Source organism: Flavobacterium sp. KMS (assembly GCF_000813005.1).
Lineage (GTDB): Bacteria > Bacteroidota > Bacteroidia > Flavobacteriales > Flavobacteriaceae > Flavobacterium.
The window spans coordinates 156,580-178,835 of the sequence record NZ_JSYP01000001.1; the positions used below are offsets into that span (position 1 = coordinate 156,580).

General features: G+C 30.3%; 19 protein-coding genes. 6 read left to right on the forward strand and 13 right to left on the reverse strand.

Annotation, left to right across the window (positions count from 1 at the left end):
• Window positions 1-145: 145 nt before the first annotated feature.
• The 4 genes from asnB to OA93_RS00630 form a co-directional block, all read right to left on the reverse strand.
• Window positions 146-1,822, reverse strand: a complete 1,677-nt coding sequence (gene asnB / locus OA93_RS00615; protein ID WP_039111147.1) for an asparagine synthase B — start codon at window positions 1,820-1,822, stop codon at window positions 146-148.
• Between the two features lie 223 nt (window positions 1,823-2,045).
• Window positions 2,046-2,495 (reverse strand): hypothetical protein, encoded by a 450-nt coding sequence (locus OA93_RS00620; RefSeq protein ID WP_039111148.1) that lies wholly within the window; start codon window positions 2,493-2,495, stop codon window positions 2,046-2,048.
• Window positions 2,496-2,723: 228 nt separating this feature from the next.
• Window positions 2,724-4,496: a TonB-dependent receptor gene (locus OA93_RS00625; protein WP_039111149.1), complete on the reverse strand. Its 1,773-nt coding sequence runs from the start codon at window positions 4,494-4,496 to the stop codon at window positions 2,724-2,726.
• Between the two features lie 88 nt (window positions 4,497-4,584).
• Entirely contained in the window at window positions 4,585-7,599 is a 3,015-nt protein-coding gene (locus OA93_RS00630; protein WP_039111150.1) for a tetratricopeptide repeat protein, read from the reverse strand.
• A gap of 237 nt (window positions 7,600-7,836) precedes the next feature.
• On the opposite strand from OA93_RS00630, the gene OA93_RS00635 reads away from it, so the two are divergent.
• From OA93_RS00635 to OA93_RS00645, 3 genes are read left to right on the forward strand one after another with little or no spacing between them, the layout of a single operon-like run.
• Window positions 7,837-8,520: an ATP-binding cassette domain-containing protein gene (locus tag OA93_RS00635; protein WP_039111151.1), complete on the forward strand. Its 684-nt coding sequence runs from the start codon at window positions 7,837-7,839 to the stop codon at window positions 8,518-8,520.
• Window positions 8,520-9,404 (forward strand): glycosyltransferase family A protein, encoded by an 885-nt coding sequence (locus OA93_RS00640; RefSeq protein ID WP_039111152.1) that lies wholly within the window; start codon window positions 8,520-8,522, stop codon window positions 9,402-9,404. Before OA93_RS00635 ends, OA93_RS00640 begins: the two co-directional genes overlap by 1 nt.
• A 5-nt stretch (window positions 9,405-9,409) precedes the next feature.
• Entirely contained in the window at window positions 9,410-10,336 is a 927-nt protein-coding gene (locus tag OA93_RS00645; RefSeq protein ID WP_039111153.1) for a glycosyltransferase family A protein, read from the forward strand.
• Here OA93_RS00645 and OA93_RS00650 read toward each other — a convergent pair.
• Entirely contained in the window at window positions 10,319-10,735 is a 417-nt protein-coding gene (locus OA93_RS00650; protein WP_039111154.1) for an FdtA/QdtA family cupin domain-containing protein, read from the reverse strand. The two genes, OA93_RS00645 and OA93_RS00650, sit on opposite strands and share 18 nt — an antisense overlap.
• Window positions 10,728-11,549, reverse strand: a complete 822-nt coding sequence (locus tag OA93_RS00655) for a glycosyltransferase family A protein (protein ID WP_039111155.1) — start codon at window positions 11,547-11,549, stop codon at window positions 10,728-10,730. Before OA93_RS00655 ends, OA93_RS00650 begins: the two co-directional genes overlap by 8 nt.
• Before the next feature lie 42 nt (window positions 11,550-11,591).
• Here OA93_RS00655 and OA93_RS00660 point away from each other — a divergent pair, with 42 nt between their 5' ends.
• Complete coding sequence (locus tag OA93_RS00660) at window positions 11,592-12,722, forward strand: glycosyltransferase (RefSeq protein WP_039111156.1); 1,131 nt, start codon at window positions 11,592-11,594, stop codon at window positions 12,720-12,722.
• Between the two features lie 33 nt (window positions 12,723-12,755).
• Here the strand turns inward: OA93_RS00660 and OA93_RS00665 are convergent, their stop codons facing one another.
• From OA93_RS00665 to OA93_RS00695, 7 genes are all read right to left on the reverse strand, one after another.
• Window positions 12,756-13,652 carry a hypothetical protein gene (locus OA93_RS00665; RefSeq protein ID WP_131474438.1) on the reverse strand — a complete coding sequence of 299 codons (897 nt, stop codon included), beginning with the start codon at window positions 13,650-13,652 and terminating at the stop codon, window positions 12,756-12,758.
• A 23-nt stretch (window positions 13,653-13,675) separates the two neighbouring features.
• Window positions 13,676-15,115 (reverse strand): MBOAT family O-acyltransferase, encoded by a 1,440-nt coding sequence (locus tag OA93_RS00670; protein ID WP_039111158.1) that lies wholly within the window; start codon window positions 15,113-15,115, stop codon window positions 13,676-13,678.
• 72 nt (window positions 15,116-15,187) lie between these two features.
• On the reverse strand, window positions 15,188-15,553 hold the full coding sequence (locus OA93_RS00675) for a hypothetical protein (protein WP_039111159.1): 366 nt from the start codon (window positions 15,551-15,553) through the stop codon (window positions 15,188-15,190).
• Window positions 15,554-15,565: 12 nt separating this feature from the next.
• On the reverse strand, window positions 15,566-16,840 hold the full coding sequence (locus tag OA93_RS00680) for an O-antigen translocase (RefSeq protein ID WP_039111160.1): 1,275 nt from the start codon (window positions 16,838-16,840) through the stop codon (window positions 15,566-15,568).
• A 2-nt stretch (window positions 16,841-16,842) separates the two neighbouring features.
• Window positions 16,843-17,943, reverse strand: coding sequence for a DegT/DnrJ/EryC1/StrS family aminotransferase (locus OA93_RS00685; protein WP_039111161.1), 1,101 nt, complete (start codon window positions 17,941-17,943; stop codon window positions 16,843-16,845).
• On the reverse strand, window positions 17,940-18,887 hold the full coding sequence (locus OA93_RS00690) for a GNAT family N-acetyltransferase (RefSeq protein WP_039111162.1): 948 nt from the start codon (window positions 18,885-18,887) through the stop codon (window positions 17,940-17,942). Before OA93_RS00690 ends, OA93_RS00685 begins: the two co-directional genes overlap by 4 nt.
• A 32-nt stretch (window positions 18,888-18,919) precedes the next feature.
• Window positions 18,920-19,525, reverse strand: a complete 606-nt coding sequence (locus OA93_RS00695) for a trimeric intracellular cation channel family protein (RefSeq protein ID WP_039111163.1) — start codon at window positions 19,523-19,525, stop codon at window positions 18,920-18,922.
• Between the two features lie 178 nt (window positions 19,526-19,703).
• On the opposite strand from OA93_RS00695, the gene OA93_RS00700 reads away from it, so the two are divergent.
• Together OA93_RS00700 and OA93_RS00705 are read left to right on the forward strand one after the other, a co-directional pair.
• Complete coding sequence (locus OA93_RS00700; protein ID WP_039111164.1) at window positions 19,704-20,501, forward strand: RNA methyltransferase; 798 nt, start codon at window positions 19,704-19,706, stop codon at window positions 20,499-20,501.
• 10 nt (window positions 20,502-20,511) lie between these two features.
• Window positions 20,512-22,056: a serine hydrolase gene (locus OA93_RS00705; protein WP_039111165.1), complete on the forward strand. Its 1,545-nt coding sequence runs from the start codon at window positions 20,512-20,514 to the stop codon at window positions 22,054-22,056.
• Window positions 22,057-22,256 lie beyond the last annotated feature (200 nt).

Below are 22,256 nucleotides of genomic sequence, written 5' to 3' on the forward strand. Positions count from 1 at the left end.
TACTTTTAAAATTTTGCGATAACAAATATGGTTAAAATTTCTTTTCAACCCATTGAATCAATAGTTTTATATTCACAAAGAAAACGTTCTCAAAATTGAGAGCGCTTTCTTTTATATTATTTCATTCTAAAACAATTGCTCCTTTTTATGCTTTAACATAAGCATCATCATGAACACTTGCAACTGCTCTACCTGAAGGATCATTCATGTTTTTAAATGCTTCATCCCATTCTAATGCAATTTTTGTACTACAAGCCACACTTGCTTCCTGAGGCACACATAAAGCAGCTGCATCACTTGGGAAATGTTCCGCAAAAATAGATCGATAGTAATACTCTTCTTTAGAAGTTGGCGTTTGCAAAGGGAATTTATATTTTGCATTCGCTAATTGTTCATCCGAAACTTCTTTGGCTACCACTTCTTTCAAAGTATCAATCCAACTGTATCCTACTCCATCAGAAAATTGCTCTTTTTGTCTCCATGCTACACTTTCAGGCAACATATCTTCAAAAGCTTTACGAACAACCCATTTTTCCATTGGGTGTTCTTTGTTGATCATTTTATCTTGTGGGTTGATGCGCATCGCAACATCCATAAATTCTTTGTCTAAGAATGGCACACGACCTTCGATTCCCCATGCAGCTAAACTTTTGTTTGCACGCAAACAGTCATACATATGCAATTTACCTAGTTTACGAACGTTTTCTTCATGAAATTCTCTTGCGTTTGGCGCTTTATGGAAGTACAAATACCCTCCAAATAATTCATCTGCACCTTCACCAGACAACACCATTTTAATCCCCATTGACTTAATAACTCTTGCCATTAACCACATTGGAGTTGATGCTCTAACTGTAGTTACATCATACGTTTCTAAGTTGTAAATTACATCACGAACAGCATCTAAACCTTCTTGAATGGTGAATTTAATTTCGTGGTGAATTGTTCCGATATGTTTTGCTACTATTTGGGCTGCTGCTAAATCTGGCGAACCTTCTAATCCTACTGAGAAAGAATGCAATTGTGGATACCAAGCATCTGTAGTATCATCAGACTCTATACGTTTTTGCGCAAATTTTTTGGCTACAGCCGAAGTAATAGACGAATCTAAACCTCCTGAAAGTAAAACTCCGTAAGGAACATCACTCATTAATTGTCTGTGAACTGCAGCTTCTAACGCTTCTTTAATCGCAGGAATACTAGTCTCGTTGTCTTTTACTGCATCATACTCCATCCAGTCCCTTTTGTACCATTGTACAAATTCGCCGTCTTTGCTTGTCATATAATGTCCTGGAGGAAACAACTGTATTTTTGTACAATATCCTTCTAAAGCTTTCAATTCTGAAGCTACGTAAAAAGTTCCGTGTTGATCCCATCCAATATATAACGGAATAATTCCCATATGATCACGAGCAATAAAATACTCATCTTTTTCTACATCATATATTGCAAATCCGAAAATACCATTCATTTCGTCTAAAAAATGAGGTCCTTTTTCTTTATAAAGTGCTAAGATAACTTCGCAATCACTTTCTGTTTGAAAGTTATATTTCCCTTCGAATTGTTTACGTAATTCTCTATGGTTGTATATTTCGCCATTTGCAGCCAGAACTAATTTCTTATCTTCAGTAAACAAAGGCTGTTTTCCTGAAGCAGGATCTACAATTGCCAAACGCTCATGCGACAAAATTGCTTTATCATTACTATAAATACCACTCCAATCTGGTCCGCGGTGGCGAATGATTTTAGACATTTCTAATACTTGAGGTCTTAAGGTTTCTGCTTTTTGTTTTAGGTCAAAGGCACATACTATTCCGCACATAACTATATATTTTTGATGTTTTGTTTATTTTGATAAGGCAAATATGCGATAACAGTTACATATACAAAACACAAATAGCTGTTTTAGTTGTAAATTAAAACCAAAACAAACTATTTACAATAAAAATGTAATTTTTAATATACAAAAAACAGAATGCTGGTTATAGATTTTAATTTGAGCACATTAAACCAAAGTAAGTCACGAATAATTGAAGCGTTTAAGCCTAGCAAATACTCTCTATTATGTAATGAGTTGTATTAATATCAAATTCAAAACCTACAGCATTCCCCATTAATTTACTCCCAAGTGGAGATTGAGGAGATAATGCAATTACATTAATACCATCGATAGTTATTTTTGGCAGAGCAACACTTAGATACAAATAAATACCGTTTGCCTGAACCAAACTCCCTACAATAATAGTAGAAGCCACAGAATCAGCATCTATTCGATCCAAAATAGCTTTTTGACTAATTGCTTCTTTTAATTTATTGGTTAGTTTTTCCTGTTCGATATGCATCATCGACAAAGCTGTTTCGTGCTTATCACCTGCCGAACCTTTGGCATCATTTTTAGAATCCTCGGTCAATGCCGAAATCATGTCTTTAAAAACATCAATTCGATCCTGAACCATTTGTAAATAATAGGCGTGTATTTTTTGCTTGAAAGTCATAATAAAATATTAACCGCAAAGGGCGTGAAGTTTTACGCAAAGGTCGCAAAAAAGAATTTATTTAATATGAACTTTGAGGAGTTAACCACGAAGAACGCAAAGTTTCACACAAAGACCACAAAGAAGTGTTTATTTATTAGATTATAGATTAACATTAATTAAAAAGCAAAATTCGCTAAATCTTAAAAAAGATCTAGCGAATCTTGTATTCTTTTTGGTTAAATAATCCTAAAAATCGAATTTATAATTAGCTCCACCCATAATCTGAAAACCTTGAACTGGGTAATTCAACCATCTTTGGTAAGCTTGATTAGTAATATTATTTGCTTTTAAATAAAATGTTAATCTATCGCTATACTTATATCCTACATGAGCATTTAAATCAAAATAACTTTTTAATGTAATCGGGCTAGCATCAATAGCTAAACTGGCATTAACTTGTTCGTCTTTTCTTTCTCCTACATAAAACAAATTGAATCCTGCGTACCATTGTTTGGTAATATTAAAATCAAGATTAGCACTTAATTTCATTGTTGGCAAATTCCAAGCCTCGCTTTGATGATCATTACTGTAGCTATTAAAAGTTCCGTTGATTCCAAAAGAAACATTCTCTGAGAAATCAGCTTTTAACTCTCCGTAAAAACGCATTGTTGTCATATCATCATATACAACTTGAAATGAATTTCCGAAAGCGTAATTTTCATTAGTTATATCTTCTGTATAGTCATTACTCTTAAACAAAGCTTTGTTTCTTTCGTTTACATAAGATCCCTGAACTTTATAACTTACATTATTAGCTAGTTTTCCTTTTAACCCAGCAAAAATATTGAATTGCATATCCGTTGGATTAATATTTAGTGTTGGTGATAAAAACGGGTTTTGATCTACAAAATCCATATAGGTGTTTTGTTCTAAATTTCCTTCTGCTCCAGCATAAAAAATCATTAAATCTCCAACTACTTTATACGAAGCAGTTACATTTGGATACACTAAAATCTTACTATTACTATTTTCATTATCTAAACTATAAAACAATTTAGCTCCTAAATTAAGCGTCCAATCATCTTGTTGCATTACAAAACTTGGTGATAATCCGAAATTGGTAAAACCGTATTTTATAGGCTGTAAGTTTGTTTTCTCATAATTATTTTCAAAACTTCCACCAACATAATCTACAATTACATCTGTATTTATAGACTGATCCATTATTTCGACTTTAAAAGATGGCTTTATATAAAATCTATTTTCAGAAGATTTTAAACCGTCCGAAAAATGACTGTACTTCATACTTGCCTTAGTAAAAATACCATCACTAAAATCGATATTTCCGCCAAGATTAATTCCGTTATACGAATGCTTTGGACTTATACTATTAATTAATATCCCGCGATCTTGTGGAGTTAAGGTAGAACCGAAATCTACTGGTAAACCATACCAGTTATAAATCTGGTTTTGATATCCTAAATCAATATTCCAGGACATATCTCTATTTTTTACTCCATAAATTAAATCTAGTGATGTATCGTAAAATTTATCATTTAAATCTACATCCTTAATACCTCCTTGCGAAGATTGATGCTTGAACATTCCTGCTATATAATCATTGTTTCCTAATTCCTGCGCTACAAATAATTCGGCATTTAAATTACCGTAATTACCAACTCCTGCTGTAGCATAATTAGTAAATAAATGTTCTTTTTTAGCTTTATCAACCAGTTGAGCATTCCCTTTTGAAGGTGTAAAAGTAGATGCTACCGGAAAAGAAAAAATGGTGTATTTAATCGTTTCTTTAGCAGCATTCCCTTCATCATTTAATGATGGAATCTCTTTTACTTTAAAGGCATCCGAGATTGTAGGCGAATATGCTTTTACCACATTTACTTCCTCGGTACCAATTGTTTCTTCTTTCTTTTTTGTTTCGTCTTTTTTCTGTGCTAAAGTCAACTGAGAAGTTAGCAACAAAAGAAAAGCGATATGTTTATTTTGGAAATTGATTTTCATATTTTATTTTTTTGAGAGCAAAGATTAAAGAGAATAGACTTATCTATTTTTCTTGTCTCTATAATCTATACTCTTTTTGCTCTATTTTCTACTTTGTAATCGATGAATTCGTTTTAGACTCTTCTGCTTTTATAGCACTTAATTCTTTTTCAGCTTCAGAAACTACATCTGGATAAGCAGTGAAATTCTGAATTACATTCTCTAAAATATAAGTTGCTTGATAACTATCTTTTAAGCCATAGAAATTCTTTGCCATTAATACCAATCCTTTGGCTCCAAAATATTTGAATGATGAATAGTTTTTAGCTAGTTTTTGTACCGCAGCATTAGAAGCATCGTACTTGTTCTCTTTATTTTTAAAGTAAGCATCATAATACAATGATTCTGCTGCCAACTCTCCTTTGGATGTTGTAGCCAATTTTGCGTAAGCCGTTTTAGCTTTATCCTCATCTCCAGATTTAATTGCTGCTCTTGCTACAATAATTTGCGCATCGCTTTTTACATTTTCATCCGTTTTTGGGTTTTGCAATACTTTTTCTGCATAGACAACCGAGTTACTATAATCGTTTTTATCATAATAACACTTCATCAAATTAGCTTGTGCAAATGTTTTATTTTGCGAAGAATCTCCTTCGTTTTCTATACGAGATAAAACCGGAATTGCTTTATCACAATCTTTAGCTTTTAAGAATATCTGCGCTAAACGCATTAAAGATTGCTCTGTATATTCACTACGAGGTTGCTCGATTACATATTGATAATTAGGAATAGATTTACTCTCAGAACCTTCGGTAGTATAAGCTTGGGCTAATTTAAAATTTGCTTCTAGCGCATGGATTCCTTTTGGAAATTTGCTTACGTAATTACTAAAACCGACAATAGCTTGTTTGTTATTATTTTGCTCATATTGTTTTATTGCCCCTTCGAAAGTATCATTATCTAAATCGGCATCTGTAACAGCTACAAAATCTAGCGTACGTACCCAAGTAGCATATTCATCTACTTTACCATTATCTACATAAATTAATCTCGCTGTAGAAACTGCTTCAAGAGCTTCGGGAGTTCTAGGGAAATCGGCAGCTACTTTTTTAAATTTCACCAAAGCCAATTGATCTCTATCAGAGTTATAGTAAATTAATCCCTCACGCAAAATAGATTTTGCAGTGAAAGCTCCATTTTTAAATTCTGCAACCAATTGATCATACGTTTTAATTGCCTGCTCTGTTTTTTTCCCGGCAGCATACGTATTTGCAAGCTCAAACATGGCATCGTCACGATATTCTGATTTTTTGTACATCTGAAGAAACCCGTTAAGTTCTTCGATTTTTTTATCATTTTTATTCATAAAACCATAACAAATGGCTTTTTGAAAATAGGCATAATCAGCATCGACACCTTTAAATGTCATAACTTTAGTATAAGCTTCCATCGCCGAAGTATACTTAGAAGTTACAAATCGACAATCGGCTAATCTTAAATAGGAATCATGTAATCTTGAAGCATCATCTTTGGTATTATCGATTTGAGCCTGAAATGAATTTGCTGCATTATCATATTCTTTTAATTTAAAATAAGTGTAAGCGATATTATAATTCACATTTTTAAACTCAGGAGTTGTTTTGGCTGCTGCCAAACCTGCAAATTGCTTATAACTGATTAATGCGTTTTTAAAATCTTCATTAAGATATTCCGTTTCTCCTTTCCAGAAAGTTGCACGAGCTGTAAACTCCGGGCTTTTTTGTTCGTTAAGAGACTTAATAAACATCTTAGAAGCTTCCTGATAATTGTTATCATTATACAGTTCTAAACCTCTGTAAAAAAGCACTTTTTGGTAAGCTAATCTATTTTCTGGAGATTTATTTTTCTCTAATAAAGTTAGTGCTTCACTGTAGTTTTTAGAAGAAATATAAGAGTCTATTAATAATTTTTCAACTTCAGATTTACTGGAGTTATTTGGATATTTCTTTAAGAAATCAAGCAAAACTGCTGGTACAGTTTGGTATGAATTCCCGATTTCGTAACTCAGTTTAGCGTAATTTAAACTTGCGTCTTCTTGGATTGCTTTATCAAAATCCATTTCGGCAGCATTTTTAAATGCATTTAATGCTTGTTGCTTTTTATCGGTATTTAAATAACTCTGACCTAAGTGGTAATATGCATTTTGCGCCACGAAGTCTTTTCCTTCAATGATTTTATTGAATTGCGAAATGGCATTTTCATAATCTTTTTGCTGATAATAAGCATATCCTAATTGATAAAAATCGGTATTATTCCATTTTCCCTTTTTACCTTTATATTGTACTAAAAACGGAATCGCTTTATCATACGCTTTTAAATTAAAGTAACTTTCTCCGATAATCTTATTCAGTTCCGATTTTTCGATTTCATTAGATTTTGGCATTGCTTTTTGTCCCAAATCGATTGCTTTTTGGAAATTACCTAATTTAAAGTTCATATCAGCTTGATAATACGAAAGTTTTTCTTTGTATTTTTCTTCGCCCGAAACCTCATCAAAATACTTAGTAGCTTCTTTGTAATCATCACCTTCATAAGCCATGAAACCCAAATAATACTTGGCTTGTGAACCATATTCGGGAGAATTTACCACTTTATTAAAGTAGATTGTTGCTTCTTTTTTCTTTTTAGAATTAAAGTAACTATATCCTTTTTGGAAGTTGAATTTATCCAAATCACTTTTACTCATATAGTTCTCATCTACACGATCAAACCATTGCAATGCTTTTGGGTAATTGGCCTGATCGAAAAAATAATGAGCAACTTCTATATATGCTTGATTTTGCTTGGTACTTATTGGGTAATCTTCAACAAAACGCTCCATAAGTTCATCAGCATTTGGCTGATTGGTTCTTATAGCGCAATTGGCGATGTAATAAGCACAGTCTGCCTTTACTTCTTCTCTCGTCTCTTTTTCTTTTACTTTTTCAAAAATAATCTGAGCCGATGTATATTGTTTGTCATTATATAAGGAAAGTGCTTTATCGAAATCCTTTAGATCGTAGGTGTAAATAGCCGACTTTTGTGCCGAAACCTTAATCGATAAAAGAAGAACTAGTATAAAAAATAACCGTGAAAGTCTATGCATTGTGATTTTAATTTAATATTCAAATGTATCATTTTCTACTGGGTATAACGAAACCGTTTTGGTATTTATTATAAACAAAAATCCAACTATCATGATTTAACACACTTATAAAACCCAACAACCACACACTTATTGTCTTAAATAATGACATATAAAGGACTATTTCCTTAAATGAGGAAAATTTATTTTGAATACAGCCGTTAACTTATTACTTTTACCATTCAAATTAATTTTATCATGTCACAAACCGTACTGTCTCTTAAAGATGTAACTATTTATCAAGAAGGAAGAAAAATTTTATCTCACGTAAATTTAGAAGTTAAACACGGTGAGTTTCTTTATATCATCGGAAAAACAGGTTCAGGAAAAAGTAGTTTCATGAAAACTTTGTATGGTGATTTACCTTTAACTGAAGGAGAAGGTCATATTGTTGATTTTGATTTGGCAACTTTAAAAGAGAGTGAGATTCCATATTTGAGACGTAAAATCGGAATTGTATTCCAAGATTTCAAATTACTTCCAGACCGTACTGTAAAAGACAATATGCTTTTTGTACTAAAAGCAACTGGATGGGTTGACAAAGAAGGTATGGAACGCAAAATTGACGAAGTTCTTGATAAAGTTGGTATGAAAGAGTTTACTCAAAAAATGCCGCACCAACTTTCTGGTGGTGAACAACAACGTGTAGCAATTGCAAGAGCTTTACTAAACGACCCTGAATTTATCCTTGCCGATGAACCTACAGGAAACTTAGACCCACAAACAAGTTCAGAAGTTCTTGAAGTTTTAAGAAACATCAACGCACTTGGAAAAACTGTTATCATGGCAACTCATGATTATGCTTTACTAATGAAATTCCCTTCGAAAACATTAAAATGTGAAGATGCCAGGATTTTTGAAGTTGTTCAGAGAACGGTGTAATGCTTTCTATTCTTATTCCTGTTTATAATTACAATATCTGCCCTCTTGTTACAGAGCTACATAAACAATGTTTACAATCTGGAATCGAATTTGAAATTATTTGTTTAGATGATGCTTCCTCTCAGTTTTTAACTGAAAATCAAAAAATAAATCAATTAACAAACAGTTCTTATGCTATTTTAGATAAGAATATTGGAAGAAGTGCTATCCGGAATTTATTAGCTCAGAAAGCCAACTTCGAGGATTTGCTTTTCCTGGATGCTGATACGTTACCAATTCATTCTAATTTTATTACTAATTATATTCTTCAGATAAATAAAGATGAAAAAGTCATTTATGGCGGAATTCAATACCAAAAAGAAGAACCAACAAAATCTGAAATTCTAAGATGGATTTACGGTAAATCCAGAGAAGCATTATTGGTAGAAAAAAGGCAAATAAACCCATATCTTTCGTTATTAACATTAAACTTTCTGATAAAGAAATCAATCTTTAAAAAAGTGTTTTTTAATGAAGAAATTCCAAATTTAAGACATGAAGACACCTTATTTTCTTTTGAATTAAAGCAAAATAACATCAAAACAATTCATATTGACAATCCTGTTTATCACTTAGGAATTGAAAGCAGTGAAACATTTTTAAAAAAATCAGAAGAATCGGTTATAGGTTTAAAATACTTAGTCGACGAAAAACTTATAGGTGTAGAATATGTAAAACTTTCGTATTATTACCAAATAGTAAAAAAGTATAAGCTCTCTCTTTTTTTAGAGAAGCTATTTTTAATATTTAAATCATCGCTAAAGAAAAATTTATTGAGTGATAATCCGTCACTTTTTATCTTTGATCTATATCGATTGGGTTATTATTTCACTTTGAAAAAATAAAAAATATGGCATTTTTTTCAGTAATTATTCCGTTATACAACAAAGAAAATTTTATCGGAAAAACGATGCAAAGTATCTTGAATCAAACTTTTCAGGATTTTGAAATTATTGTTGTGAACGATGGATCTACTGATAGAAGTGAAGAAAAATTAATTCAATTTCAAGATTCCAGAATTCAGTATTATCACAAAGAAAATGCAGGCGTATCAAGTGCAAGAAATTTAGGAATAGAAAAAGCTTCTGCTAATTATATTACTTTCATAGATGCAGATGATTACTGGTACCCCGATTTTTTAAAAGTGATGTATGAAAATATTACAAATCTCTCAGATTATAAAGTATTCTCAGCTGCTATTGAAGTAGACACTTCAAAAAAAGTAATTCCATCACAATATTCTATTATAAAAACTGGCGATTATGAAATCGTGAATTATTTTAAAGCAAGTTTAAAAGAAAGTGTAATATTTACTTCATGCGCTGTGTTTGACAGAAGCATTTTTACAGAAATAGGAAATTTTGACACTAATATAAAAAGCGGCCAAGACACTGATTTATGGGTTAGAATTGGACTAAAATATCCTGTCTTATTTACATGGAAAGTATTAGCACGTTATGTATACGATGAAAACAGTCTTTCTAAAAACACAAATTTTATTGCTAGCAAAATGGATTTTACAAAATTTTTAGAGTATGAAAAATCAAATTCTGACTTAAAAAAATTTCTTGATTTAAATCGGTTTTCTTTAGCTATAAAAAGTAAGATTGCAAAGGAAGATATTCTCTTCAAAAAACACTGCGAAGACATTAATTTGCAAAATTTAAATTTAAGAAAAAGAGTTTTACTAAAATTACCTGCTTCAGAACTAGTTAAGCTGATTAATCTAAAAACAAAACTTGCACATTTAGGTGTAGGTTCATCTGTTTTTAAATAACCTAAACTTTTTATATTCCCGAATATAATCATCTTCGTTAAACTCATCAGAAGATAATACCAAACAAACTGATCCAGAAGAAAAATTTCGTAATTCTCTCCAAATTCCAGGAACAATAAGTAAACCGACATTAGGTTTATTAAGCGTTACCGTTTTTATTGATTTTCCATCTTTCAAAACTACATCAAAACTACCGCTTAAGGCTATCAAAAATGCTTGTTGCTCTTTATGTGCATGGCCTCCTCGCTTACTCCCACTAGGAACATCATATAAATAATACACTCTTTTAAAATTAAATGGAATAGTTTCTCCTTCAATAACCGAAAGATTCCCTCTCCTGTCTTGAATTTTAGGAATTTCAATTAATTGAACATCAGAATTGGCTGTTACTTTATGCATTTGTTAATTCTTTATATTTATAAATTCCTGCTAGTCCCTTTTTATATTTTTTAATAAAATCCGCTTTATTGATATAGTTATTCGCTATTAAAAACAACATATATTTAAGTAACCATAAATATGCGAAATTTCCTTTTACTTTATAATACAAAGCACTTCTTGCAAAAATTAAATTATCAGCGCCAGCATCTTTTCCTGAAGATACTAGAGGATGGGAAACAATTATTTCCGGACTATAAATCATTTTTATTTTTTGTGTCAAAGAATTTCTTAAAAACAAGAATTCCTCAGCAGTTTCAAAGAATGAACCTAATCCAAAATTTTCATCAAAACAAATCTCATTCTTTCTAATCTCTTCTACTTTAAAAGCTATTTCAATAGAACTTACATCCCAAATACTTTTAAAATTATGCTCAAATTTCTTATAAAGTTTTTTTTCTGGATAAGACTTACCTACTCTTATGTGGTTAAAGGTAATAATTGCTGCTTCTTGATATAATATAAAAGCACCTAAAACAGATTCTATTACATTATCGTAAAAAACAACATCATCATCCGAAATAAGACAAATATTTTTTATCGCATTTTTAATTGCAATATTTCTGCTTTTTGATAAGCCACTTTCGTTACTATTTATTACCCTTACTGAATTATATTCTGATAGTAAAATTTCAGTTTTAGATTGATTAACTATCAATAAATTAAAATTAGAAAAATGTTTAAAAGGAAACATTTTAAGCAAAAAATCAAAATTGCACCTATCTTTGGTAGCAATTAAAATCTCTAAGTCATTTTCCGAAAAAATATTTGACATTTTCATATATTTAGGTAAATATAAATATTTCTATTAATAATAATGAGAATACTCTTGATAGGCGAATATAGTCGATTGCATAATTCCTTAAAAGAAGGATTAGAGTCATTTAATCATGAAGTTAAAATTATAGGCACAGGTGATAGTTTTAAGCAATTTCCTGTAGATTATTCTATTTCCCCAAAGTATTTTTTCTCAAATAGATTTTGTGTTTTTTTAAATAAAGTTCTATTCAAAATCTTTCACATTGATTTACAATTACTAGAAAAAGGTATTCGGTTTTGGTTTTTCTTACCAAAACTAAAAAATTACGATATTGTACAATTGATTAACTCAAATGCAATTGAAACCTATCCTTTCCTATCAAAATACTTATTAAAAAAAATATTCAACCAAAATGGAAAAAGCTTTCTTCTTGTCTGTGGTGAAGATACTCCTATAATTGATTTTTTAATGAGAGATACATTGAAATATTCAATTATGACTCCTCTCTTAAAAAATTCAAAATTAAAATCTGATTATAGATTTTCATTAAAATACATGAAAGATAGCTATCGAAATCTGTTTGATTTTGTTAGCTTAAATGTTTTAGAAATAATTGTTTCCGACTTAGACTATAAAATTCCTTTACCTGAAAAAAAATTAATTCCAAACCCTATAAATACAACTAAAATCTCTTTTGAATCTCTAATTATTAATGAAAGAATTATCATTTTTATAGGAATAAACAAAGGGAGTTATATAAAAAAAGGAAGTCTTTTTTTTGAAGAAGCCCTTGAAATTATCAAAGAAAAATATAAGGCTAAAATAGAAATCATTACTGTAGAAAGCGTTCCTTATAATGAATACATTACCCTATATAACAAAGCACATGTTGTATTAGATCAAGTTTACGGATATGATCAAGGTTACAATGCTCTTGAAGCAATGGCCAAAGGAAAAGTTGTTTTTACAGGAGCCGAAAAAGAATTCATGGAGTACTATAATCTTGGAGAACGTGTTGCTATAAATGCACTACCCGATGTAAATTATTTGGTAGATGAATTATCTTTTTTAATTGAAAATCCCGAAGAAATAATAGCTATAGGAAAACGAGCCAGAGCTTTCATAGAGAAAGAACACAACTACATAAAAATAGCTGAAAAATATCTGGAAATTTGGAATAAAAATTAAACCATTTTTTATATAACTAATTATTAGTGTATTTTAATTATTATCTAAAAAAGTACTTACAATTAAAGAACACTTCTCTGCTCCCTCGGTATGTAAATGATCCGGGTCATAAAAATCATTGTTTGTAAATCTGAAATCATTAAATAAATTCAGGTATCTCACATTTGAATTTCTGTTTTCAAATAATTTAGCAGTTTTAACAATCTTATCTAATTTAAACTTATTCACCCTTACAGAATATGCCTTAGAAACTGGCATTGTTACTAAAATCACTTCAATCTCTTTTTCTTTACATTGGTGGATAATTGATTCTATTCTGGAAATATTTTCAGAAAAATCAAATAAATTATCCTCGTGCCTTCTTATTGTATTAGGCGCAATTTCATCTATATTTAAAAATCGTTTTTCTTTAGTATAATTAATCCCAAAACCATTTACATCACAATCAATAACTGTCCCTTCGATAAAATAGCTATTTACTAATTTTATATTTTTATTAAATGGTCTTGTAGATGATAAAAAATAATTACCATAATCAAACTTAGAAATTATTGGAACATTTAAATCCATATAACTCTTATAATAATATTTTCTCCAACTATCTTCTTCAGTATCTTTCAATTGACTTAAACTTGTATACTCAATATTTAAGATAACATATTTTAGTTTTTTAAATTTATTAATATGCTTTTCAAATAAAAGCTGATCAAAATACAATGTTTGACTAATATTAGACAAATTAAATGTCTGTTTATCAAAAAAATATGGATTCAATCCATAAAAAGTATGAGAGTTTCCTAAAATCAATACCTCGGTTGTATCATATCTCTTTTGAATATTTGCATTTTTTAAGGTATAATTATTTGGAACTAATCTATAAAAACATTCTATAAGAGACAATACCAATAGTATTGGTAATAAAAAAAACATCAGGTTTTTAATTAACTTTTTCATCAAAATTGAAAATATATAAATTGTAAATCCTTACCAGAATAATACAAAACCAACATTACCAAAACATAATAAAATCCTATTCTAATTGGTTTCATCCAAGTCAATCCAAATTTTTCAATTGCAAAATAATCTTTTCTTCCTCTCCATTCAATACACATAAATAAAAATAAAAATCCAATTATTGTTTTAGGAAATATTTCAGGAAAAGTAAACAATGTATGAGAAAATATTTTAGATATATATAAAAAAGCATCCTCTATAGTATTGGATCTAAAGAAAATCCTCGCAAATGAAACTAATCCAAAAGTCAAAATAATATTAAAAAAGACTTTACTATTTACAATAAAACCATTAGTTGAAACTATTTCAATATTTTTTCTGTTTTGATGGAGTAATACCAAAGGTAGAATGTATAAAAAATTAATAAAACCATAAACTATAAAGGTCCAATTGGCTCCATGCCAAAAACCTATTAACATAAAAACGATAAAAACATTCCTTACCTGCTCCCATTTAGAGCCGCGAGAACCTCCTAGTGGTATATAAACATAATCTCTAAACCAACTTGATAAAGAAATATGCCATCTTCGCCAAAATTCGGCTATATCTCTTGAAAAATACGGATAAGAAAAATTTTGTAATAATTCAATTCCTAATAATCTAGCAGTTCCGATAGCAATATCTGTATAACCAGAAAAATCCCCATAGATTTGGAATGAGAATAAAATTGCTCCAATAACCAATGTACTTCCTGAAAAATTAGACGGATTATCAAAAATTAGATTAACATATTCTGCACAATTATCTGCAATAATTACCTTTTTCACTAATCCCCATAAAATTTGCCTTAATCCACAAACAATATTTTCATAATTAAAACTTCTCTTTTTTTGGATTTGTGGCAAAAGATGCGTGGCTCTTTCTATCGGACCGGCAACCAATAAAGGAAAAAAACTAACAAATAAAGAATAATCAATTATACTTTTTACTGGTTTAATTTTGTTATTATAAATATCAATTACATATGATAACCCATGAAAGGTATAAAATGAAATTCCAACTGGTAATATTATTTGCAATGTCCAAGTATTAATCTTAAGTCCTAAGACTGAAAAAAGTTCCGAAAAATTATCGATGAAAAAATTATAATATTTAAATAAACCTAAGAAACTCAAATTAAGAATTATACTTAACCAAAGCCAACGCTTTTTTATAGAAGTATCACTTACATTATCATATATTTTTTTTCCTATATAAAAATCTAAACCTATAGAGAAAGCTAATAAGAAAGTAAATCTCCAGTCCCAGCAACTATAAAAAAACAAACTAGCTAACAATAAAAACAGATTTTGCAACTTTAAGCTTTTATAAAACACAAACCAGTATAACACAAAGACTACAGAAAAAAAAAGTGCAAAACTTAAAGTATTAAATAACATATTTTTATTTTATTAAACTAAATCCTTCACTTACAATAAAACCAGTGTACATATAAAAATTTAAAAGGATTACTAATCTATTTTCTCATAATATTGATTTAAATCTTTAAATAAATCAATTTTAATGTTCCCAAAAAAATGTAGTCTATTAATCGATGTTCGAAATGGCATAATTGAGCTACTATTAGGTTCTAATGAAATTTCTGTTCCGCCTAAAGAATGATACAATTCATACTTTCCTTTTCCATAATATCTACTAATAAATGTGCCATTATCCAAAAGAACTAACTTATCAGAAACATGAGGATTATCCGTTATGAAACCATTTTCATAATTTCGATTAAAATAAGTCCCTACAATCATCTTCTCAAAGAAAAAACTATTAAAAACATATAGAATTATAAATATAAGAGAGAAAATTTTTATTGTTTTTTTCATTACATCAATTTATTAAACCAAACTTTTCCTAAAATAAACACACAATACTAGTAAATAAAGAAAACTACCTAGAGCCTGCGCCATAACAACTCCTTCTATTCCAAAATTATTAATAAAGCATAAGCTTAAAAAATACAAAGTCATTAATGATAATAACTCAGTAACTATAAACGCAGTTGTCATTTTTTTTGCAAAAAACTGAAAGCCTAAAATAAGAGAACAAACCTTAAAAACATCACCTAATAATTGCCAGAAGAACAAACTCTCTACAGGAAGAAAATCTGATGTAAAAAGTAATTTTATTATAAAGAAACGCAAAAAATAAATCACCGTAACTCCAATAATAAAAATAGGTAAAATCGTTTTATAATAACTCCAGAATATTGATTTCGATTCTTGATTATTTTTGGCAATTGCTAATCTCGGCAAAAAATAAACACTTAAAATAGTCGAAATAAACATCATATAATAACTTGAAATACGAGTCATAGTTTCCCAATAACCTGCTTGATTTATTCCAAGATTTTCTATCACATTATTTCGGATTGCTAAGAAAACCAAAGGTCCAAAAACTGATGAAACCAAAGCCATTAAAGAGTATGAAGACAAATTTTTTATGATTTTAAAATCGAACTGACCAAATCTTACCATCTCAAAAAAAACTATCTCTTTATTGATAAAATAAAATGTTGCAAAGAACAACAATGCAGGCGAAATTACAACAGCCAATAAAGCCCCTAAAGTTTTTAATTGAAAGATTAAAAGCAATGAAACTAATAATCCTATAATATTACCAATACAATTAATCCAAATTACTTTTTTAAATTTCCCCAAGCCATTAATTACAGCAAGCAAAAAAACCGAAATAGCATACCAAGGTAACGTTAAAGCCAAAATTTTAAATACCAACGAATATTCATAATTATATCCGAAAATTCTACTGTTCCAAAATGAAGCTAGAAAAAATAAAAGTCCGCTTAAAACAACAGCAATAACAAGTAGTGAGATAAAAACTGTGACTATTATTTTTTGAAGTTCTGTTTTATTCTTTTCATTTTCAGCAACGTATTTTACAATTCCGCTTTGAAAACCCAACGTTGAAATACTCTCCAGTAAAGTCATAAAATTACGAAGATTCCCAACCAATGCCATCCCACTTGGCCCAATAAAAACTGCTAATAATTTTGATGTAATTAGTCCAATACAAATTTTCAATATTACACTCAAGCTATTTAAAGAAGTAATTTTAAATAGATCTGTTTGAGCATATTTTTTAACGAAATTCAAGATTAATATTTATTTAAAATCTCAATAATAAAACTGACTTCCTCATCAGTCAAAACTGGACTTATTGGTAAACTTAAAACCTCATTATGCATTTTTTCGGTAATAGGAAAAGGCAACTTATTCCATTGTGGTAATGCCTTTTGCTTATGTGGCGGAACGGGATAATGAATCATGGATTGAACATTATTATCTAATAAATAAGTTTGCAAATCATTCCTGTCCTGAGTTCTAATAACAAACAAATGAAAAACATGATTATCTGAGAAATCCCAAAATGGTAGAATTATTTTCTTATTTTTTATTTCAATCAAATATCGCTTAGCAATAATTCTGCGTCGTTCATTTTCTGCATCCAGATTTGGTAATTTTACATTCAAGAATGCTGCTTGCAATTCATCCAGTCTCGAATTTACACCTATAAAATCATTATAATATTTTATCTCGGAACCATAATTACGAAGCGAAAACAAAATCTTAGCCAACTCAGAATCATTCGTCGTAATTGCTCCACCATCTCCCAAAGCACCTAAATTCTTCCCAGGATAAAAACTGTACGCTACAGCTGAATTCTGATCGCTCATCGCTGAAAGCTCATTGCTGACGGCTCCATGTGATTGCGCAGCATCTTCAACAACCAAAAGATTATTTTTGTTTGCAATCTCATTTACAGCATCCATTTCGGCTAATTGCCCGTATAAATGAACCACTAAAATTGCTTTAGTTTTAGATGTAATCTTTTCCTGAATTAAATCAGGATTAAGATTATATGTTTCTAACTTCGGTTCAACCAAAACAGGAACTAAATCGGCTTGCAAAATAGCTAGAATACTGGCTATATAAGTATTTGCCGGAACAATGACTTCATCTCCTTTTTGTAGTTTCCCTAACTGAATGTATGCTTTAAAAATTAAGATTAATGCATCTAAACCATTTCCTACTCCTATACAATGTTTTGCACCACAATAATCCGCAAAAGACGCTTCAAATGCTTTGACCTCTTTTCCTAGAATATACCAACCATTATTTAAAACCGTTTCAGTTTTTTCCTGAAATGATTTTTTATACGGCTCGTTTATTTTTTTTAAATCTAAAAAAGAAATCATAGTATTATTTTATAAAAATCCTGATTATAAACTGAACATCCTAACTCTTCTTTTTGCTTTAAAAGCCCTAGATTATATCCTTTTTCGTTATCATCTCCCACAATTCCCATATCAAAGAAAAGCTTTCCCTCTTCTTTATATTTCTGTATCAAGTTAATAAATAAAAAATCTAATGCTCTTAATTCTTCTCCTTTTCTTGTTGTTGCTCCATATTGTGATTTTACAACCGCATCAGTTTCAAAAATAGTTATTCCTGCAATAATTTCATCTTCATAATACACTGAGAACTGTTTTATATTATTTGGAAAATTTTGCTTTAGCAAAGTGATTTCTATACAATTATGTACAGGTTTCGCATTATGCTTTTCTGACAATCTTGGCTCAAGAACCAATTCCCAGAAAGGTTTAAAATCTTCTTCTTCTATAATATCTAAATCCATTTCCTGGATTCTCCTAAAATGTTTTAATTTACTTTTTGAAATATCTAATGAAACCGACATGTTTATTGCCAAGTTCATTTCTTTCTTTTCTAACAAAGCACCTCTTTTAAAGATAAAAAAATCAACTTCACTATTTCCATCTGGAAGATAAAAAGCCGGAATTGGTTTATAATAGAATGTTTTTATTTCATTTTGTCTTAAAAAAGAGAAAAAGGCATCTAAAATCAATTCTACTTCTGTTCCTTTTATTTTTTTTAAATAAACCAAACCTCCATAAGTCAATCCTTGATGAGAATAAACAACATCATTGACTTTATTAGCTGGCAAAACCGAAACTAATTTTTCATTATCATAAACCAATAAGGAGAAATCCTCGAATCGGTCTTTATGATATTCCATAAAATCACGATGAAACAAGAAAGTAGCATTTTTGGCTTGACCGATAAAGTCATTCCACTTTTCATAATCTGTTTCCTGATATAATTTTACGGTATAGTTTTTCACGATTTATTATTGGAATTCATTAGAGAAATCATTTAGCGTTTATGCTCTAAAGCTGGCAAATACCATTTGTATTTTACAGCCATTAATCGAACGATAATAATAACAACGCAAGTTACGAGGTACAAAATATCATCATTGAGATTCAATTTTTTCAATGCAAAAAAAACAATTCCGCCTAGAATACAAATGGTAGCATAAATTTCTCTTCTAAAAATCACTGGAATCTCATTGCATAAAATATCTCGAGTTACTCCTCCAAAACATGCTGTCATAGTACCTAGTGCAATACAAATTATAGGATGTAAACCTGTAATTATTCCTCTTTCCAGACCTATTAACGTAAAAACTCCCAAGCCAATAGTATCAAATAAAAACAATGATGTTCTTAGTTTATCAAACTTTTTTCTAAAAATAACAGATAAAATAAATCCTAAAATAATAACATACACATACTTTAAATCAAGCATCCAGCCCACAGGTGTTCTCCCAATTAAGACATCACGCACCGTTCCCCCACCTACTGCAGTAACAAAGGCAATTATAAAAACCCCAAACGGATCCAATCTTTTATTCATTGCCGTCAACGCGCCAGACATTGCAAATGCCATTGTCCCAATGATATCTAATAAACTAAACATTTATATGCTTTTAAAATGAAATGAAATTCTAGTATTCTGACAAAAATAAAGAAATCCCCATTATAAATAGGTGCTAACCCCAATTAATAAATTGTAGCCATTTTGAAAAAATAGTATTGAATTTAAAATTTAAAAAATCTTATTACCTTAGCCACTTACAAACTCAGCACTTTTTCCCTTGAAACAAATTACTTCGATACAAAACCCATTTATAAAATCATTAGTGTTATTGCAAGAAAAAGCAAAAGCACGTAAACAAACCGGAACGTTTTTAATAGAAGGAAAACGCGAGATTTCATTGGCCATAAAAGGCGGTTATGAAATAGAAACGATTTTGTTTTTACCCAAATTAATTTCAGAAAATGAAATCAATAAATTAACCGGAAAACAAGTTAATTTAATCGAAATCAATAAAGAAGTTTATCAAAAGCTAGCTTATCGAGACACAACCGAAGGTGTTTTGGCTATAGCCAAAACCAAATCGTTGCAATTATCTGATTTAAAATTATCTGATAATCCATTAATTCTTGTTGCCGAAGCTCCTGAAAAACCAGGAAATATTGGTGCATTATTACGTACTGCCGATGCAGCAAATTTGAATGCTGTAATTATTGCCAACCCAAAAAGTGATTTATACAACCCAAACATTGTTCGCTCAAGTGTAGGTTGCTTATTTACCAATCAGATTGCAACGGGAACAACTTCTGAAATTATTACTTTTTTAAAAGAAAATAAAATCAATTTTTACTGCGCTACATTACAAAACTCAACTTCATATCACACACAGGATTTCACTACTCCAACTGCTTTGGTTGTTGGTACTGAAGCCACTGGATTAACACAGGAATGGAGAGATGCAGCGACACAAAATATCATTATTCCGATGGAAGGTGAAATAGACAGCATGAATGTTTCGGTTGCAGCAGCCATATTAATTTTTGAAGCAAAAAGACAACGAGGTTTTAATCAATTATAAAATTTAAAGTATGAACTATAAATTATCACTTTTAACACTATTATTCGGTTTTACGGTTTCTGCACAAATCACCAATCAAGAAGTTGATGCACTGGTAGAAAACACTCTAAAAACATTTAACGTTCCTGGAATTGCTGTTGCTATTATTAAAGATGGAAAAATCGTTCAGGCTCAAGGTTATGGTGTGAAATCTATCATAACAAAAGAAAAAGTCGATGCAAATACCCTTTTCGGAATTGCGTCTAACAGTAAAGCTTTTACAAGTGCTGCCCTTGCAATGTTAGTTGATGAAGGGAAGATAAAATGGGATGATAAAGTGGTAAAATATCTTCCAAATTTTAAGATGTACAATGAATACGTGACGCAAGAATTTACGATTCGTGATTTATTAACTCACCGCAGCGGACTTGGTCTTGGAGCAGGAGATTTAATGATTTGGCCTGACGGTAGTGACTTTACTGCACAAGATATTACCCAAAACTTACAGTATTTAAAACCTGTTTCAGGCTTTAGAACCAAATACGATTATGACAATTTATTGTATATCGTTGCCGGCGAAATTGTGCATGTGGTAAGCGGAAAAAGCTGGTGCGATTTTGTTGAAGAACGCATCATGAAACCATTAGAAATGAATCATAGTGCAGCTTCATTTTTGCGTTTAAAAGACTCCACAAATATTATTGCTCCACACGTACCTATTGACGGAAAATTAAAAGTGATTAGCAGATATAAAAATCAACTTTTTGATGCAGCTGCTGGTATTTATTCAAGCGTAAATGACTTGAGCAAATGGGCAATTATGCAAATGAATAACGGTAAATATGGATCTGACAATAAACAATTATTTTCAGAAAAAGAACATGACGAGATGTGGCAATTGCAAACTATTATCCCTGCAAGAACCAGAGCTCCATATAATACTCATTTTAGCGGATATGGTTTAGGCTGGTTCCTAAGTGATGTAAAAGGATACAAGCAGGTTACTCATACTGGTGGATTAGAAGGCATTGTAACTCAGGTAACTTTAATTCCCGAGCTACAATTAGGAATTATCGTCTTAACAAATCAGCAATCTGGCGCAGCATTTACTGCAATTACAAATACTATAAAAGACAGCTATTTAGGCATTAAATCTGAAGATTATGTTGCATTATACAGCAGCAAAATGAAAGCAAATGAAGAAACAGCAGACAAAGTAACCGATGAAGTTTGGGCAACTGTTGCAAAAAACAAAAAGGATAAACTAAAAACTGATTTTACCAAAATTACTGGAACTTACAAAGACAATTGGTTTGGAGAAGTTACCATTACAGAAAAAAAAGGAAAGGTATATTTTGCTTCTAAACGTTCTCCACAATTAGTAGGTGAAGTATTCTTTTATAAAGATGGAAATTATGTAGTAAAATGGGATAATGCCTATTTTCATGCAGACGCACACCTTTTCTTTAAATATGATTCTAACGGAAAAGCTACTAATTTAAAAATGCAAGCAATCTCAGAATTAACTGATTTCAGTTACGATTTTCAAGACTTAGACTTTATTAAAATTCTGTGAATTTTATAGGTTCAGAGGAACAAAGGTATAAAGGAGCAAAGGGGAAAAACTTTGCAGAATTTGGCGTCTCTTTCTGAAACTTTGAAATAATCATTTTTTAGATAAAATCGTCAATCTCTCCTTCTAAAATCTAAAGTTAGAAATCTAAAATCAATACCCCATTCCCTTGTGTATATTGAAACTTATTCTTATTTTTAGGG